The 15013-nt window shown below is 71.7% G+C and carries 13 protein-coding genes, 1 tRNA gene and 1 riboswitch; of the genes, 5 read left to right on the top strand and 9 right to left on the bottom strand.

Translation table 11 applies throughout. From position 1 onward, the window contains the following. Window positions 1–5: 5 nt before the first annotated feature. The gene (locus tag CK505_RS08875; protein ID WP_052132931.1) at window positions 6–965 is read right to left on the bottom strand and encodes a sugar phosphate isomerase/epimerase; all 960 of its coding nucleotides are present in this window, start codon (window positions 963–965) and stop codon (window positions 6–8) included. 277 nt (window positions 966–1242) lie between these two features. On the opposite strand from CK505_RS08875, the gene CK505_RS08870 reads away from it, so the two are divergent. Beyond that, entirely contained in the window at window positions 1243–1635 is a 393-nt protein-coding gene (locus CK505_RS08870) for a tautomerase family protein (RefSeq protein WP_017832726.1), read from the top strand. 98 nt (window positions 1636–1733) lie between these two features. Here CK505_RS08870 and sucD read toward each other — a convergent pair whose 3' ends face one another. Both sucD and sucC read right to left on the bottom strand, forming a co-directional pair. Continuing rightward, window positions 1734–2651, bottom strand: a complete 918-nt coding sequence (gene sucD / locus CK505_RS08865) for a succinate--CoA ligase subunit alpha (protein ID WP_095650843.1) — start codon at window positions 2649–2651, stop codon at window positions 1734–1736. A 39-nt stretch (window positions 2652–2690) separates the two neighbouring features. Further along, window positions 2691–3860: an ADP-forming succinate--CoA ligase subunit beta gene (sucC, locus tag CK505_RS08860; protein ID WP_017832728.1), complete on the bottom strand. Its 1170-nt coding sequence runs from the start codon at window positions 3858–3860 to the stop codon at window positions 2691–2693. Window positions 3861–4122: 262 nt separating this feature from the next. Between sucC and CK505_RS08855 the strand changes: the two genes are divergently transcribed. Continuing rightward, window positions 4123–4872: a hypothetical protein gene (locus tag CK505_RS08855; protein WP_095650842.1), complete on the top strand. Its 750-nt coding sequence runs from the start codon at window positions 4123–4125 to the stop codon at window positions 4870–4872. A 239-nt stretch (window positions 4873–5111) separates the two neighbouring features. Beyond that, the gene (locus CK505_RS08850) at window positions 5112–6560 is read left to right on the top strand and encodes a sugar porter family MFS transporter (RefSeq protein ID WP_017832730.1); all 1449 of its coding nucleotides are present in this window, start codon (window positions 5112–5114) and stop codon (window positions 6558–6560) included. Window positions 6561–6740: 180 nt separating this feature from the next. On the opposite strand, the gene pcrA is transcribed toward CK505_RS08850, so the two are convergent. Continuing rightward, the gene (gene pcrA, locus CK505_RS08845) at window positions 6741–9209 is read right to left on the bottom strand and encodes a DNA helicase PcrA (protein ID WP_095650841.1); all 2469 of its coding nucleotides are present in this window, start codon (window positions 9207–9209) and stop codon (window positions 6741–6743) included. Between the two features lie 55 nt (window positions 9210–9264). Further along, window positions 9265–9993 (bottom strand): integrase, encoded by a 729-nt coding sequence (locus CK505_RS08840; RefSeq protein ID WP_109222567.1) that lies wholly within the window; start codon window positions 9991–9993, stop codon window positions 9265–9267. A 151-nt stretch (window positions 9994–10144) separates the two neighbouring features. On the opposite strand from CK505_RS08840, the gene CK505_RS08835 reads away from it, so the two are divergent. Then, the gene (locus CK505_RS08835) at window positions 10145–10819 is read left to right on the top strand and encodes a hypothetical protein (RefSeq protein WP_017832733.1); all 675 of its coding nucleotides are present in this window, start codon (window positions 10145–10147) and stop codon (window positions 10817–10819) included. Window positions 10820–10914: 95 nt separating this feature from the next. Here CK505_RS08835 and CK505_RS08830 read toward each other — a convergent pair. Next, window positions 10915–10987: transfer RNA gene (locus CK505_RS08830), tRNA-Arg, on the bottom strand. Between the two features lie 62 nt (window positions 10988–11049). Between CK505_RS08830 and CK505_RS19055 the strand changes: the two genes are divergently transcribed. Further along, a complete protein-coding gene (locus CK505_RS19055) occupies window positions 11050–12441 on the top strand; it encodes a DUF4031 domain-containing protein (protein WP_095650840.1) in 1392 nt (463 codons plus the stop codon). Here the strand turns inward: CK505_RS19055 and CK505_RS08820 are convergent. The 3 genes from CK505_RS08820 to CK505_RS08810 form a co-directional block, all read right to left on the bottom strand. Further along, complete coding sequence (locus tag CK505_RS08820; protein WP_095650839.1) at window positions 12359–12625, bottom strand: hypothetical protein; 267 nt, start codon at window positions 12623–12625, stop codon at window positions 12359–12361. The genes CK505_RS19055 and CK505_RS08820 overlap by 83 nt on opposite strands. A gap of 131 nt (window positions 12626–12756) precedes the next feature. Then, on the bottom strand, window positions 12757–13662 hold the full coding sequence (locus CK505_RS08815; RefSeq protein WP_095650838.1) for a C40 family peptidase: 906 nt from the start codon (window positions 13660–13662) through the stop codon (window positions 12757–12759). A gap of 281 nt (window positions 13663–13943) precedes the next feature. Beyond that, window positions 13944–14609 (bottom strand): C40 family peptidase, encoded by a 666-nt coding sequence (locus CK505_RS08810; RefSeq protein WP_095650837.1) that lies wholly within the window; start codon window positions 14607–14609, stop codon window positions 13944–13946. Window positions 14610–14614: 5 nt separating this feature from the next. Continuing rightward, window positions 14615–14804, bottom strand: a riboswitch (cyclic di-AMP (ydaO/yuaA leader). Window positions 14805–15013 lie beyond the last annotated feature (209 nt).

The raw sequence follows: 15013 nt of genomic DNA, 5'->3' as shown, positions 1-15013 counted from the left end.
ACGGGTCAGCGGACGCGGGTGCGGGAGCCGCAGCCCAGCAGGTAGGAGCGCGTGCGGGTGGCGATGGGCAGCGGGACGTCGAAGGAGGAGACGGGGTACATGTCCTGCTCGACGATGCCGAAGACCGGCCGCTCCAGCTTCTCCACCTCCGCGATGACCTCCGCGAGGTCCGGCAGGCCGGCGGGCGGCTCGACCATGACACCGGCGAGGTTGGCCGCGGCCCAGGTCAGGTTCTCCCGGCGCACGCGTTCGAGGACCACGGGGTCGATCTGCTTCAGGTGCAGGTAGCCGATCCGCTCGGGGTAGCGGCGGATGAGGTCCACGGAGGACGCTCCCCCGTACTCGGCGTGGCCGGTGTCCAGGCAGAGGGTGACCAGCTCGGGGTCAGTGCGCTGCAGGAAGGTCTCGATGTCGGGCTGGCCGCACACGTGGGAGTCGGCGTGGGAGTGGAACTGCTGCTGCAGACCGAAGTCCTCGCGCAGCACCTTCCCCAGCCGGTCGTGGCCCTCGCACAGCGCGTTCCACTGCTCGGTGCTCAGGTGCTCGTTCTCGAGCGCCTGGCCCGTCACGTCGTCCCGCCACATGGCCGGGATCACCACGATGTGCTCGCCACCCATGGCGGCGGTCAGCTCAGCGACCTTCCGCGCGGGCTCCCACGCCTCCTGCCACTGGCCGGCGCCGCGATGGAACGCCGTGAAGACGGTGCCCGCCGAGACCTTCAGGCTGCGCTGGGCGAGCTCGTCGGCGAGCCGGGCGGGGTCCGTGGGCAGGTAGCCGTAGGGACCCAGCTCGATCCAGGAGTAGCCCGCCTCGGCGACCTCGTCGAGGAAGCGCTCCCAGGGGGTCTGCTTCGGGTCGTCGGCGAACCACACGCCCCAGGAGTCGGGGGCGGTGCCGATGAGGACGGGGTTCTGCTGCTGTGCCGCCGCGCCGGCGGTCGTGGAGGTCGCGCTCTGCTGCGCCATGGTGCCCTGCTTTCTGGTGCTGGACCGGCGTCACGGTGCGGATCCCGTGCGCCCGGCCGATCAGTGGTCCGGATCACAACCAGAATACGACATCAGGTCAGTTTGTAAAGACATACCGTCTAACTGCGCGCCCGGCGATCCCTGGAACCCGGTTCGGGGCCGTCGAGGGGCCGAAAGGACGCCGAGCATGTCTTCTCTTTGTCGTAATGTCTTGACATGGTTTCGAGAACGGTGGAACAGTCGTCCACCACGTGCCATCCACCGGAAGGACCCACCCGTGCCCCTCGTGCGCATCGACGTCATCGAAGACCGTCGAACCCCCGAACAGCTCCGCGAGCTCGCCGACACCGTCCAGGACGTCATGCTCGACACCTTCGCGGCCCCGCCCCGCGACCGCTACCAGATCATCACCGAGCACCGGCCCGGCCAGATCATCGCCGAGGACACCGGCCTCGGCTTCACCCGCACCGACGACCTCGTCATCGTCCAGGTGGTCCAGCAGGGCCGCAGCGAGGCCCAGAAGCAGGCCATGTACCGGGCCCTGGCCGACCGCCTCCGCGCCCGCACCGGGCTGGACCCGCAGGACCTCATCGTCTCCGTCACCGAGAACACCCGCGAGGACTGGTCCTTCGGCGAGGGCGTCGCGCAGTTCCTCGAAGGCCGGCTCTGACTCCTCGGCCGGCTCGGCGCACGGGAAAGGCCCCGTCCACGGTGTTCGCGGACGGGGCCTTCCCCGGGTGCTGGGTCGACGGGCCGGAGCCCGCCGGATCACTTCGTCTCGAAGATCTCCCGCATCAGCTGGGCGGTCTCGGACGGGGTCTTGCCGACCTTCACGCCCGCGGCCTCGAGGGCCTCCTTCTTGGCCTGCGCCGTGCCCGAGGAGCCGGAGACGATGGCGCCGGCGTGGCCCATGGTCTTGCCCTCGGGAGCGGTGAAGCCGGCGACGTAGCCGACGACCGGCTTGGACACGTTCGTCTTGATGAAGTCCGCGGCGCGCTCCTCGGCGTCGCCGCCGATCTCGCCGATCATCACGATGGCCTCGGTCTCGGGGTCCGCCTCGAACGCCTCGAGGGCGTCGATGTGGGTGGTGCCGATGACCGGGTCGCCGCCGATGCCGATGGCGGTGGTGAAGCCGATGTCGCGCAGCTCGTACATCATCTGGTAGGTCAGGGTGCCGGACTTGGAGACCAGGCCGATCTTGCCCTTGCCGGTGATGTTCGCCGGGGTGATGCCGACGAGCGACTCGCCCGGGGTGATGATGCCGGGGCAGTTCGGGCCGATGATGCGGGTGGTCTGCTTGCCGTCCGCACCGGTCCTCGACTTCGCGTAGGCCCAGAACTCGGCGGAGTCCTGCACCGGGATGCCCTCGGTGATGACGACCACCAGCGGGACCGAGGCGTCGATGGCCTCGATCACGGCGTCCTTCGTAAAGGCCGGCGGCACGAAGACGATCGACACGTCCGCGCCGGTCTTCTCGACGGCCTCGGCGACGGTGCCGAAGACCGGCAGCTCGACGCTGTTGCCGTCCTTGTCCTGGTGGGCCACGGTGGTGCCGGCCTTGCGGGCGTTGACGCCGCCCATGACCTGCGTCCCCGCCGCGAGCATGCGGCCGGTGTGCTTGGTGCCCTCGCCGCCGGTGATGCCCTGAACGATGACCTTGGAGTCCTTGTTCAAAAAGATTGACATTGCTGTTCGTTCCTTAGAAGTGTTCGTCCGGTCGGCGGATCAGTTGGCGGCGTGGGCGAGCTCGGCGGCCTTGTCCGCGCCCTCGTCCATGGTCTCGGCGAGGGTGACGAGCGGGTGGTTGGCGCCGGCCAGGATGCGCCGGCCCTCCTCGACGTTGTTGCCGTCCAGGCGGACCACGAGCGGCTTGTCCTCCTCGTCCCCGAGGATCTCGAGGGCCTTCACGATGCCGTTGGCCACGGCGTCGCACGCGGTGATGCCGCCGAAGACGTTGACGAACACGGACTTCACCTGCGGGTCGTTGAGGATCACGTCCAGGCCCGCGGCCATGACCTCGGCCGAGGCCCCGCCGCCGATGTCCAGGAAGTTGGCCGGCTTGACGTTGCCGTGCTTCTCGCCGGCGTAGGCGACGACGTCCAGGGTGGACATCACCAGGCCCGCGCCGTTGCCGATGATGCCGACCTCGCCGTCGAGCTTGACGTAGTTGAGGTCGTGCTCCTTGGCCTTCTCCTCGAGGGGGTCGGCGCTGGACTTGTCGGCGAGGGAGGCGTGCTCCGGCTGGCGGAACTCCGCGTTCTCGTCGAGGGTGACCTTGCCGTCGAGAGCGATGACCTGCCCGTCGCCGGTCTTCACCAGCGGGTTGACCTCGACGAGCGTGGCGTCCTCCTTCTTGAAGACGTCCCACAGCTTCACGAGCACGGGGACCACCTTCGCGGCGGTCTCGTCGTCGAACTTCGCCTCGCGGACGATCTCCTGGGCCTTGGCCTCGGTGATGCCCTCGGTCGGGACGACCTCGACGCGGGCGAGGGCCTCGGGCCGCTCGACGGCGAGCTGCTCGATCTCCACGCCGCCCTCGACGGAGCACATGGCCAGGTAGGAGCGGTTGGCACGGTCCAGCAGGATCGAGAAGTAGTACTCCTCCGCGATGTCCGCGCCCTGGGCGATCATGACGCGGTGGACGGTGTGGCCCTTGATGTCCATGCCGAGGATCTGCTGGGCGTACTCGTAGGCCTCGTCGGCGGTCTTGGCGACCTTGACGCCGCCGGCCTTGCCGCGGCCTCCGACCTTGACCTGCGCCTTCACGACGGTGACCCCGCCGATCTTCTCGGCGGCGGCCCTTGCTTCTTCGGGGGTGGTCGCGACGATGCCCTGGAGCACGGGGACGCCGTGCTTCTCGAACAGGTCGCGTGCCTGGTATTCGAACAGGTCCACGGGTGAATGCCCTTCTTCGTCGAAGTCGTGGGCGGCGGCGACCCGGGCAGTGTGCGGGTCGTCCTCCGACCTGGTGGTGAACGGAGCACTGCGCATCCTCCCGGCCGGGGCCGGCAGGGTGCGTCCGGGCCGTTCCGCGGAGCCGTTCCGGGCGCGGGACGTACCGGTGCACTCCCTGTACGAGACTGTAGTGCATGCTGAAACTGCGGCCACAACCGGGGGCGCGCGCGTGCGGCCCGGCGATTCTTGATTGACTGGCCCCATGAGCTCTGTCGACTCCCCCGAGAACCGGGCGTTCGCCCCTGCCGATGCCGGCTTCCTCGTCTCGATCGCGACCTTCGCGTTCGTGGCCCTCGGACTGGAGGCCGTGGTCGACGGCACGGTGCTCACCTTCACCGGCGGGATCCCCGACGTCTACCCGCTGGGCTGGCAGGTCGTCACCTGGCTGACCCTCGGCGCGGCGTGGCTCGCGATCCAGCGGGGCCTCGTGGCGTGGCTGCGCCACCGGGCGGCGGACCCCGCGGTCCCTGCGCCCTCGGACCCCGCCCCCTCCTCCGCGGTCGACCACCGGCGGACCACCACGGCCCTCGTCGTCTTCGTGCTGGCCGTCCTGCTCGGGGTGATCCTGCCCGTCTTCCTCGTGGGCGAGTGGCGCGTGCAGCCGATCCAGCTCTACCTGGACCTCTACGCGGAGTACGGCGCGGGCGCGTGGCTCGGCATGGTGGGCTTCGCCGCCTACCACGTGGGGCGGGCACTGCTCCTCGCACTGGTCCTGACGTGCATGCAGCGGGCCGCGGAGCTGCGCCGGCCGGCCCCCTGGGCACGGGTCGCCCCGGTGGGCGGGCTCGTCCTCGGGCTCCTGCTCGCCCTGCCCGGGCTGGTCCTGGGCGGCTGGGCCTCGGTCGCCACGGCCGTGGTCTGCTGCACGCTGCTGGGCGTGGTGCACAACCTCACCGGCAGGTCGCTGCGCTGGACGGCCCCCGCGGCCGTGGCGGTGCTGCTGTTCGTCTAGCGGCGTCGGCCGGGGCCCCTGTCGCCGTGCGCCCCTCCGGCTCCGACCCGGGCAGGACCGTGGCGGAGAAATGTTGCGGCGATCACAAGAATCTGCCCGCCGGGGTTCCCCACCCCGGCCATATGTCCTAACATAATGACATCAGGACCACTGAGACGTGCGTCACGCACGGAGTGACCCGTCCGACCCGTCAGCACCGTGCAGAGCGCACCGGTTGCGTCCGAGCAAAGGAACTCCCGATGGCCACCTCCTCACCCCGGGAAGCAGCAGCCACGCTGCCTCCCCTCACGTCCGGGCCGCATCGCAAGCGCCTCGGTCTCATCTCCGTCGTCGCCTGCTTCGGCGGCCTGCTCTTCGGCTACGACACCGGCGTGATCAACGGCGCGCTCCGCCCGATGTCGGAGGAGCTCGGCCTCACCCCGTTCACCGAGGGCGTGGTCACGAGCTCGCTCGTCTTCGCCGCCGCCGTCGGCGCACTGTCCGGCGGACGCCTCTCGGACGCCTGGGGACGCCGGAAGACCATCCTCCTGCTGGCCGTCCTGTTCTTCGTCGGGACCCTGGTCGTCGTGCTCACCCCCAACTACGAGATCCTCGTGCTCGGGCGCGTCCTGCTCGGCCTGGCCGTGGGCGGCGCCTCGGCGGTGGTGCCCGTCTTCCTCGCGGAGATGGCCCCGTACGAGATCCGCGGCTCGATCGCGGGACGCAACGAGGTGGCCATCGTGATCGGCCAGCTCTCCGCGTTCGTGATCAACGCGATCATCGGCAACGTCTTCAGCGACGTCACCGGCGTCTGGCGGATCATGTTCGCGATCTGCGCGCTGCCGGCCGTGGCGCTGTTCATCGGCATGCTCCGGATGCCGGAGTCCCCGCGCTGGCTCGTCGAGAAGGGCCGGCACGCGGAGGCCCTCGAGGTGCTCAAGACGGTGCGCTCCGAGGACCGTGCGATCGCCGAGCTCGGCGAGGTCGAGCACATCACCGAGGAGGAGCGCGCCGAGAACCGGATCGGGCTGGGCGCGATCCTGACCAACAAGCACCTGCTCCGCATCCTGCTCGTCGGCATCGGCCTCGGCATCGTCCAGCAGTTCACCGGCATCAACTCGATCATGTACTACGGGCAGATCGTGCTGATCGAATCGGGCTTCGAGGCCGGCGCGGCCCTCATCGCCAACATCGCCCCCGGGGTGATCGCCGTGGTCGGCGGCTTCATCGCGCTGTACATGATGGACCGGCTCGACCGGCGCAAGACCTTCATGATCGGTCTGAGCCTCACCACCACGTGCCACCTGCTGATCGGGATCGCCGCGATGACGATGACGGTGGACAACCCGCTGCGGCCCTGGGTGATCCTGGCCCTCGTGGTGGCCTTCGTCGGCTCCATGCAGACCTTCCTCAACGTCGCGGTCTGGGTGTACCTCTCCGAGGTGTTCCCCCTGCACATGCGCGGCTTCGGGATCGGCGTGTCCGTCTTCATGCTCTGGGTGGCCAACGGCGTCCTCGCGCTCTACTTCCCCTCCCTGGTCGACGCGGTCGGGATCACCGGGACGTTCTTCCTCTTCGCCGGGTTCGGCGTGCTGTCCCTGATCTTCGTCTACACCCAGGTCCCGGAGACGCGGGGACGCACCCTCGAGGCGCTCGAGGAGGACGTCTCGACCGGCGCGATCTACACGGTGAAGGCGAAGTCCTCCTAGGGAACAAGCCCAAGAGGTCAGCGGCGGGGACGCCCTGACCCGAGGAGAGCCTCCGGCCGGACGTGGTCCCTGACCACGCTCCGGCCGGAGGCTCTTCGCACGTCCCGCCCCCGCTCCGGCACGGGACCGGAGGCGAGAGCCACCGGTACCACCACCGCGGGCGGGCGGAACCGGGTCGGCTCAGCCGACCTTCGTCAGCGGCGCGTAGCGCAGCAGCAGCCGCTTCTCGTCCGCCCCGAAGCGCACCTTCGCCACGGTCTTGTCGCCGGCGCCCTCGAGGGACACCACGGTGCCCTTCCCGAACGCCGTGTGGTCCACGGTGTCGCCGACCGAGAGGCTGGGAATCTCCTTGTTGGGCTGGACCCGTCCGGCCGTGGTGGCCCGGGACGGCGCCATCCGCTCGAAGGCCGCGTTCGACGCCGCGGCGGCGCCCCAGTAGGAGCCCCGCATCGGGTCCCGCTGCCCGGAGCCGCCGTGCAGGGAGGAACCCCAGGACGCCGGGGCCGAGGACCCCTCGCGCTTCCAGTCGAGGAGCTCCGCCGGGATCTCGTCGAGGAACGGGCTGGCCGGGTTGTACTGGGACTGCCCCCACATGGAGCGGAACTCAGAACGGGTGAGGTAGAGGCGCTCGCGGGCCCGGGTGAGCCCCACGTAGGCGAGCCGCCGCTCCTCCTCCATCTCCTTCTCGTCCGTGAGGGAGCGCTGGTGCGGGAACAGCCCGTGCTCCATGCCGGTCAGGAAGACCACGGGGAACTCGAGGCCCTTGGCGGTGTGCAGGGTCATGAGCGTGACCACGCCCTGGGCGCGGGCCTCGGCGACCTCCGCCGCGATCTGCTCGGCGCTCGGTCCGCCCTCGGTGCCCGCGGCGGGCCGGTTCGGGATCTGGTCGGCGTCGGCCACGAGGGAGACGTGCTCGAGGAACTCGGGCAGCCCGGCCTCGGGGTGGTCCCGCTCGAACTCGCGGACCACGGCCACGAGCTCCGCGAGGTTCTCGACCCGGGACTCGTCCTGGGGGTCCTGCGACTGGCGCAGCGCGGCGAGGTATCCGGACTGCTCCAGGACGGCCTCGAGGACCGTGGCGGCCCCCGAGCCCTCGGCGACCGAGGCGAGGTCGTCCATGAGCTGGACGAAGGCCTTGACCGCGTTCAGGGAGCGGGTGGCCATGCCGGGCGCCTCGTCGGCGCGGCGTAGCGCGGCCATGAAGGAGACCCGCTCGCGCTCGGCGAGGGCCGCGGCGGCGCCCTCCGCGCGGTCGCCGATGCCGCGCTTGGGCTCGTTGACGATCCGGCGGACGTTGATGTCGTCGTCCGGGTTCACGATCGCGCGCAGGTAGGACAGGGCGTCCTTGATCTCCTTGCGCTCGTAGAAGCGGGTGCCGCCCACCACCTTGTAGGGCAGGCCCACGCGCATGAGGATCTCCTCGAGGGAGCGGGACTGCGCGTTGGTGCGGTAGAACACGGCGACGTCGCCGGGGCGGTACCCGTCCTCGTCCTGGAGACGGTCGATCTCCTCGGCGATGAAGCGGGCCTCCTCATGCTCGTTCTCGGCGGCGTAGCCGGTGATCTTCTCGCCGCTGCCGGAGGCCGTCCACAGCCGCTTGTCCCGGCGGCCCTTGTTCTTGGCGATCACCGCGTTGGCCGCGGTGAGGATGTTCTGGGTGGACCGGTAGTTCTGCTCCAGCAGGATGGTGCGGGCCTGGGGGTAGTCCTGCTCGAAGTCGACGATGTTGCGGATGTCGGCCCCGCGGAACGCGTAGATCGACTGGTCCGAGTCCCCCACGACGGTCAGCTCGGCGGGCGGCACGGGGCTCGCCCCCGGCCCGGTCCCGGCGTCCGCCCCCGTCCCGACGAGCTCCCGGACCAGCGCGTACTGGGCGTGGTTGGTGTCCTGGTACTCGTCGATGAGCACGTGCCGGTACCGCCTCCGGTAGTACTCGGCGACCTGCGGGAACGCCCGGAGCATGTGCACGGTCTGGGCGATGAGGTCGTCGAAGTCCATGGCGTTGGCCGCGCGCAGCCGCTCCGTGTAGCCGCGGTAGACCTGGGCCACGGCGCTCTCGAAGGGGTCGGTCTCGGAGACCCGGGACAGGTACGTCTCGTCGTCGACGAGCTCGTTCTTCAGCGCGGAGATCCGGTGCTGGATGCTCTTGGGCGCGAAGCGCTTGGGGTCGAGGTCGTGCTGCTTGGCCACGAGGGTGAGCAGCCGCAGGGAGTCGGCGGAGTCGTAGATGGAGAAGGTCGACTTGAGGCCCACGCTGGCGGCCTCCCGCCGCAGCACGCGCACGCAGAAGGAGTGGAAGGTGGAGATCGACATCGACCTCGCGGAGTCCCCCACCAGCTCCACCACGCGCTCGCGCATCTCGGCGGCGGCCTTGTTCGTGAACGTGATCGCCAGGATCTCGCCCTGGTGGGCGCGCCCGGTGGCCAGCAGGTGCGCGATCCGGTGGGTCAGCACCCGGGTCTTTCCGGAGCCGGCGCCGGCGACGATCAGCAGCGGTGAGCCGGAGTGCTCCACGGCTGCCCGCTGCGGGTCGTTGAGCCCCTCCACCAGGGCCTCGGCGGAGACGGTGCCCCGCCTCGGACGGGCGTCGGTGCCGGGGCGGGCCACGGAGGCGGAGGGCAGGAGCGGGTTGTCGAAGAGGTAGTCCATCGTGGACCCAGTCTACCGAGGCCCGGTGACAGCCGGGCCGGCCGGGGAACGGCCCTCAGACGAAGTGCAGTTCGAGCCGGTGCCGGCCGTTGTCGTCCTCGACCCACAGCTCCGAGTCGGCGACCGTGACCCGGACGGGCCGCTTCAGCTCGATGTCGTCGTCGAACTCGACGGAGCCCTCGGTCCCTCCGCCGTAGACGGTGTCGAGCTCCCGGCTGGCCGGGTCGAGGTGCCGGATGGCGTCGTTGCCGGTGTCGGCGATCACGATGGAGCCGTCGTAGAGGATCTGCAGGTCCTCGGGGTGGTCCAGCTGGGCCACGTCCGCGGGCCCGTCCGCGAACCCCGCGCCCGCCCGGCCGACCACGGTGCAGACCTGCGGGGAGCCGTCGGGCTTGTCGGTGTCGATCTCGATGCAGCGCAGGGACGAGGAGTCCCGGTCGATGAGCCACAGCGTGCCGTTGCCGTCCTCGGTGATGGAGACGGTCGCGGCGAACTTCGCCTGCGCCGCCTTCCCGTCCCGCCGCCCGGACTCGCCCGTGCCGGCGAACTCGTACAGCACGTCGGTGTACGGGTCCCAGCGGAAGAGCCGGTGCAGGGAGGGCACCGCCACGATCACGGCCGAGAGCTTGTGCGACCACACCATGTCGGCGATGGGGGCGCCTCCGAGGACGGAGCAGTCCACCGTGCGGCGCACCGTCTCGTGGTCCTTCTCGAACAGCGTCAGCACGTTGCCCTCGGTCAGCCGCATGAGCAGGCCGTCCGGGAGTCCGATGGACAGTTCCATGACCGGCACCTCCGTGTCGTCCTCGTCGAGCGCCCGGTCGTCGTCGGCCGGTCCGCCCCCCGTGCGGCCCGTCAGGGCCGGTGCGGGTGGCCCCAGCCTACCCCGCGGTCCCGGCGTTGGGCGGCGGGCGCGCGCGCCGGATAATGGGGGCATGGGACTGACACGCGCACAGAAGGCACGCAAGCACGGCGGCACCGCGGCACCCCCGGGACCGGCCCGGGGCACCCGCCTGCACGAGGCGGCTCCCGGTGAGCTCCGCCCCGAGCCCACGAGGTCGAGCTCGGGCCTCGTGGTGGGCGTGGCCATGTCCGTCTCGGCGCTCCTGTGGCTCTGGGTGCACGCCGGGGTCCTCCCCCGGTTCGGCGCCGCCGCGGCCGGCGGGCTGACCCTGCCCGAGTGGATGCCGGGCGGTTTCGACCAGGCGCACGCCCAGCGGCTCGCCGCGGCGCTGGGCGAGGAGGGACTCGCCCAGTACGAGGCGGTGCACGGCTCCTCCGGGCTGCTGGCGCCGCTGTTCGTGGGGCTGGCGTGGCTGCTGTTCGTGGCGGTCAACACGCAGTCCCGAGCCCGGCGGTGGCTGCGCTCGGCGGTGGTGCTCGGCTTCGCGTCCGTGTCCCTGGCCGGCAACGCGGCCATCGACGCCGCTCTCGCGGACCCCGGGGACGGCGCCGCCGTGACCACGGCGTCCGTGCTGGTGATCGCCCGCTGGGTGCTGCTCGTGCTGCTGCTCGCCGTGACCGGGGCCGTGGCCGTGGAGGCCCTGCGGCGCCGGTCGAGGACCGCCGGCGCCCCGCGGCAGGACCCGCGTTCCGGACAGCGGGGGTGAGCCCGGCTCCCGGTCGCGCGGAGGCCGCCCGGCCCCGCCGGTTCCGTTCCGGACAAAAGGACGCCCCGGACCGTGCGGTCCGGGGCGTCCGTGCGTGCCCCCGATTGGATTCGAACCAACGACACCGGCTTTAGGAGAGCCGTGCTCTATCCCCTGAGCTACGAGGGCGACGCGAACAGTCTAGGGGGTCCCCCGGACCCCCGCTAACCGGCCCCGTTAGGATCGGTCGCATGCCCGTCTACATCGATCCGCCGCTCTGGCCCGCCCACGGGACGCACTTCTCGCACCTGGTCTCCGACACCTCCTACGAGGAGCTGCACGACTTCGCGGACCGGCTGGGCGTGGCCCGGCGCGCCTTCGACCGGGACCACTACGACGTGCCGGAGAGCCTGTACCGGCGGGCGGTGGCCGCGGGCGCGGTGCCGGTCGACGGGCGGCAGCTCACGCGCCTGCTCGTGCGCAGCGGGCTGCGCGTCCCGGCGCGGGCGCGCCCGGACCGGATCGCCCGGGTCCTGCTGCGGCGGTGGGCCGCCCGCTTCCCGGGGCACCCGGCGCTGGGCGAGGAGCTCGTGGACCGGTGGAGCGAGCCGCACCGGCACTACCACGGTCCCGCCCACCTGCTGGCGGTGCTCGAGGCCGTCGACCTGCTGCGGCCCGGCGTCGACCTCGATCCCGACCGGTCCGCCGCCCTGGTCCTCGCCGCGTGGTTCCACGACGCCGTCTACCGGGGCCGCCCCGGAGCGGACGAGCGGGCGTCGGCGGAGCTGGCCCGCACCCGGCTGGGCGCCGCCGGCTTCGCCGCGCCGCTCGTGGCGGAGGTCGAGCGGCTCGTCCTGCTCACCCTCGGGCACCGGGTCCCCGAGGGGGACGCCGCCGGACGGGTGCTCCTGGACGCCGACCTCTCCGTGCTCGGCGCGGACCCGGACGGGTACGCCGCCTACACGACGGGCGTGCGGAAGGAGTACGCGCACGTGCCCGGACCGGAGTTCGCCCGGGCCCGGCTGGAGGTGCTGGAGGACCTCCGGGGCCGGCAGCCGCTGTTCCGGACCGACACGGCCCAGCGCCGGTGGGGTCCGGCGGCGGCCCGCAACCTCGACGAGGAGATCGGCCGGCTGCGCGTGGTCGCCGAGGAGTCCCCGGCCGCTCCCCCGGCGGACGCCGAGGTGCTGACCATCACCGCCGTGTGCCTGCAGGACGACGACGGGGCGCTGCTGACGGTGCGCAAGCGGGGCACGGAGCGCTTCATGCTGGTGGGCGGCAAGCTCGACCCGGGCGAGTCCCCGGCGGCCGCCGCCGTGCGGGAGACGGCGGAGGAGGTCGGGCTGCGGCTGGACGCCGCCCAGCTGCGCCCGCTCGGGGTGTTCGTGGCGCCGGCCGCGAACGAGGCGGGCACGTGGGTGCGGTGCACCGTGTTCACGGCACCTCTCACGGGGCGGCCGGTGCCGCTCGCGGAGATCGAGGAGCTGCGCTGGCAGCCCGTCGACGAGGACTCCCCCGGCGCGCTGCCCGCGGACCTGGCCCCGCTGCTGCGGGAGCACGTCATTCCGGCGCTGCGCCGCGCTCCCGGCGGTCCTCGGTCACGGCCGCAGAGTGCCGCCTCCGGTGGAGCAGGATCCCGGTGATCAGGCCGAGCACGATCCCGATGCCCCCGAACACCGAGAGCCACATCGCGGCGTGCCCCACGAACGCGGCGACGACGAAGCCGGCCACGATGCCGGGCACGGCGCCGCCGATCATGCCGTAGGCCATGTAGGCGTACTCGCGATCCAGGCTCGTGCGGGCGTTGCGGCTGTAGTCGGTGGACATGGGGCCAGTCTATCGGCCGCCGCCGGGGCGCCGGGGTGGCCGGCGCGGTGGGCGCCGGGATGACAGCGGGTGCGCGGTTCCCGTCTGGCCGACCAGGAACCGCGCACCCGAAGCGGTGCTCTCGCGTGCGGTCAGCGCACGCGGACGTAGACGGGGCCGGAGCCCACGTTGACGCTGTCGATGACGGTCGTGCCGCCGTTCCAGCCGCCGTGGACGGCCTTGCCGCCACCGATGTAGACGCCGATGTGGGCCGCACCCATGCCGCCGTCGGCGTAGTAGACGAGGTCGCCCGGCTGCGCCTGGCCGGCGGAGACCTGCGTGCCGAGGCTCAGGTAGGAGGCCGGCCAGCCGTGGTGGTTGATGCCGGCGGCGCGCAGCGCGTTGGTGACGAGCGCGGTGCAGTCCTGGCCCACGCCGAGCTGGCCCATGGCGGCGGAGGAGATGGTCGCGCCCTTGCCGGAGGCCGAGCTCTGCGGGGTGACGGTGCGCTGGGTGGCCGGAGCGGCCTGCACGGCCGGCTTCGGGGCGGGCGCGGCGGCGGGCTTCGGAGCCGGAGCCGCCTGCACGGCCGGCTTCGGGGCGGCGACCGGTGCGGGCTTCGGGGCCGGCTTCGGGGCGGGCGCGGCGGCGGCCTTCGGGGCCGGAGCCGCCTGCACGGCCGGCTTCGGGGCGGCGACCGGAGCGGGCGCGGCGGCGGCCTTCGGCGCCGGAGCGGCCACGGCGGGAGCCGCGACGACCGGGGTCTCGACCTTCTGCCGCTCGGCCTTCTTCTCGACCTTCTTCTCGGACTTCCGGTCGGACTCGACCTTCTGCACGTGGGCGACGGGCTCGAGGGACACGGCGGGCGCCGCGGCGGGGGTGGCCGCGGCCACGGCGGACAGCGGGGCGTCGGCGGAGGCGTCCTGGGCCGGAGCGGCCTGCACGGAGACGGTGGTGGCGAGGGCCAGCCCGGAGAAGGCGGCCACGGCGGCCACGGTGCGGGCCTTGCCGGAGAAGAGCGAGCCGATGCCGTTCGAGGAGGTCAGATCACGGGTCATGAGGAGTTCAGACGACTTTCTTTCGGAGCCGGGCCTGCCGGAGGGCGCGGGTGACAGCACGGATCGCCCCGGGCAGTGCGCGGGGTGGGCCGGTGTCCGGCAGGGGTGCGTTCCGGGATCGGGAACGACGGCCGGCGAGCGGAGGAGGGGGGCGCCGTCCGGTCGGACAGCAGGCACCGCCGGGAACCGGGAGAGCGGTTCTCGGCGTGCGGCGTGGGGGGGGGGGGGGGTGATCGGGTGCCGCCCGCGACGAGCGGGGTCGTCGCGGGCGGCGGACCGGATCAGAAGGTGTAGTAGCCGTCCAGCTGCATGGCGTTGACGGAGTGGACCTGGGTGCCCTGGGTCGGGTTGAGGGCGGAGATCATCTTGCCGCCGCCGATGTAGATGCCCACGTGGGCGCCGCCGTTCTGCGAGACGAGGTCACCGGGCTGCGGGGTGGCGGTGGGGGTGCCCGCCGCGAACTGGGACCAGGTGGTCCGGGGCAGGTCGATGCCGTTCTGGGCGAAGACCCACTGGGTGAAGCCGGAGCAGTCCCAGGCGCCGTAGGCGGTGCCGCCGTAGACGTAGCCCGCACCCTGCGCGGACATCGCGGTGCCCACGACGCCGCCGGCGGCCGGGGCGATCTCGGTGGTGGCGGTGGACTGCGGGGTGACGCTCGAGGTGGCGGCGGTCTGCTGCGGGGCCGGGGCCGGGGCCTCGTAGGCGGGAGCGGCGGGCTGCGCGGCGACCGGGGCCTGGTAGGTGTACGAGGAGTACTCGGCCAGCGAGGCGGAGGCCGGGGCCGAGTAGGCCGCGCCGGTCTCGACGGGAGCCTGGGCGAAGGCCTGGGCCGGGGCGACGGAGCCGATCATCGCGGCGCCGGCAGCGGCGGCGATGGTGGTGTTGCGCACGACGTGCGAGGTGGTCTCGGCACGGTGGCGGGCAGCGTTCAGCGTGAAAAGCGACATGGTTGAGTTCCTCCCTTTGCCTACGAGGTGAGCTGTCGGATTCGGGTGGGAGACACCCGGCCGCAGAACGCACGCGCTCTGACGACTTAACCCCAAGGACCCGGATCACCGGGACCGAAAGTGGTTCCCCCGCTTCTGCCAAGCAGTTTCTGTGTAGAGGCCACGGGCACCGGCAGAATTCGGCGATGTGCTCCGAGGGCGCCGATCCGACCAGTGATCGGCACGCGTTGAACAGTACATGACAGATTACGGAAGTGTCACGTTTTGATCACGACAGATAACAGCCGGACAACGCTGCGGGTCTCAATGAGTAGCTATTGAGAGGAAAAGTCGAATCAATTCGCACCTGTGACGAGCTGTGCAGTGTCTTCGAGCGCCCTGGGAATCCGCCTGTCACCAGGGAA

It is taken from the genome of Kocuria sp. WN036, assembly GCF_002287015.1.
GTDB lineage: Bacteria > Actinomycetota > Actinomycetes > Actinomycetales > Micrococcaceae > Kocuria > Kocuria rosea.
The sequence above is the reverse complement of the archived record's forward strand: the minus strand, read 5'-3'. Positions and strand labels throughout refer to the sequence as shown.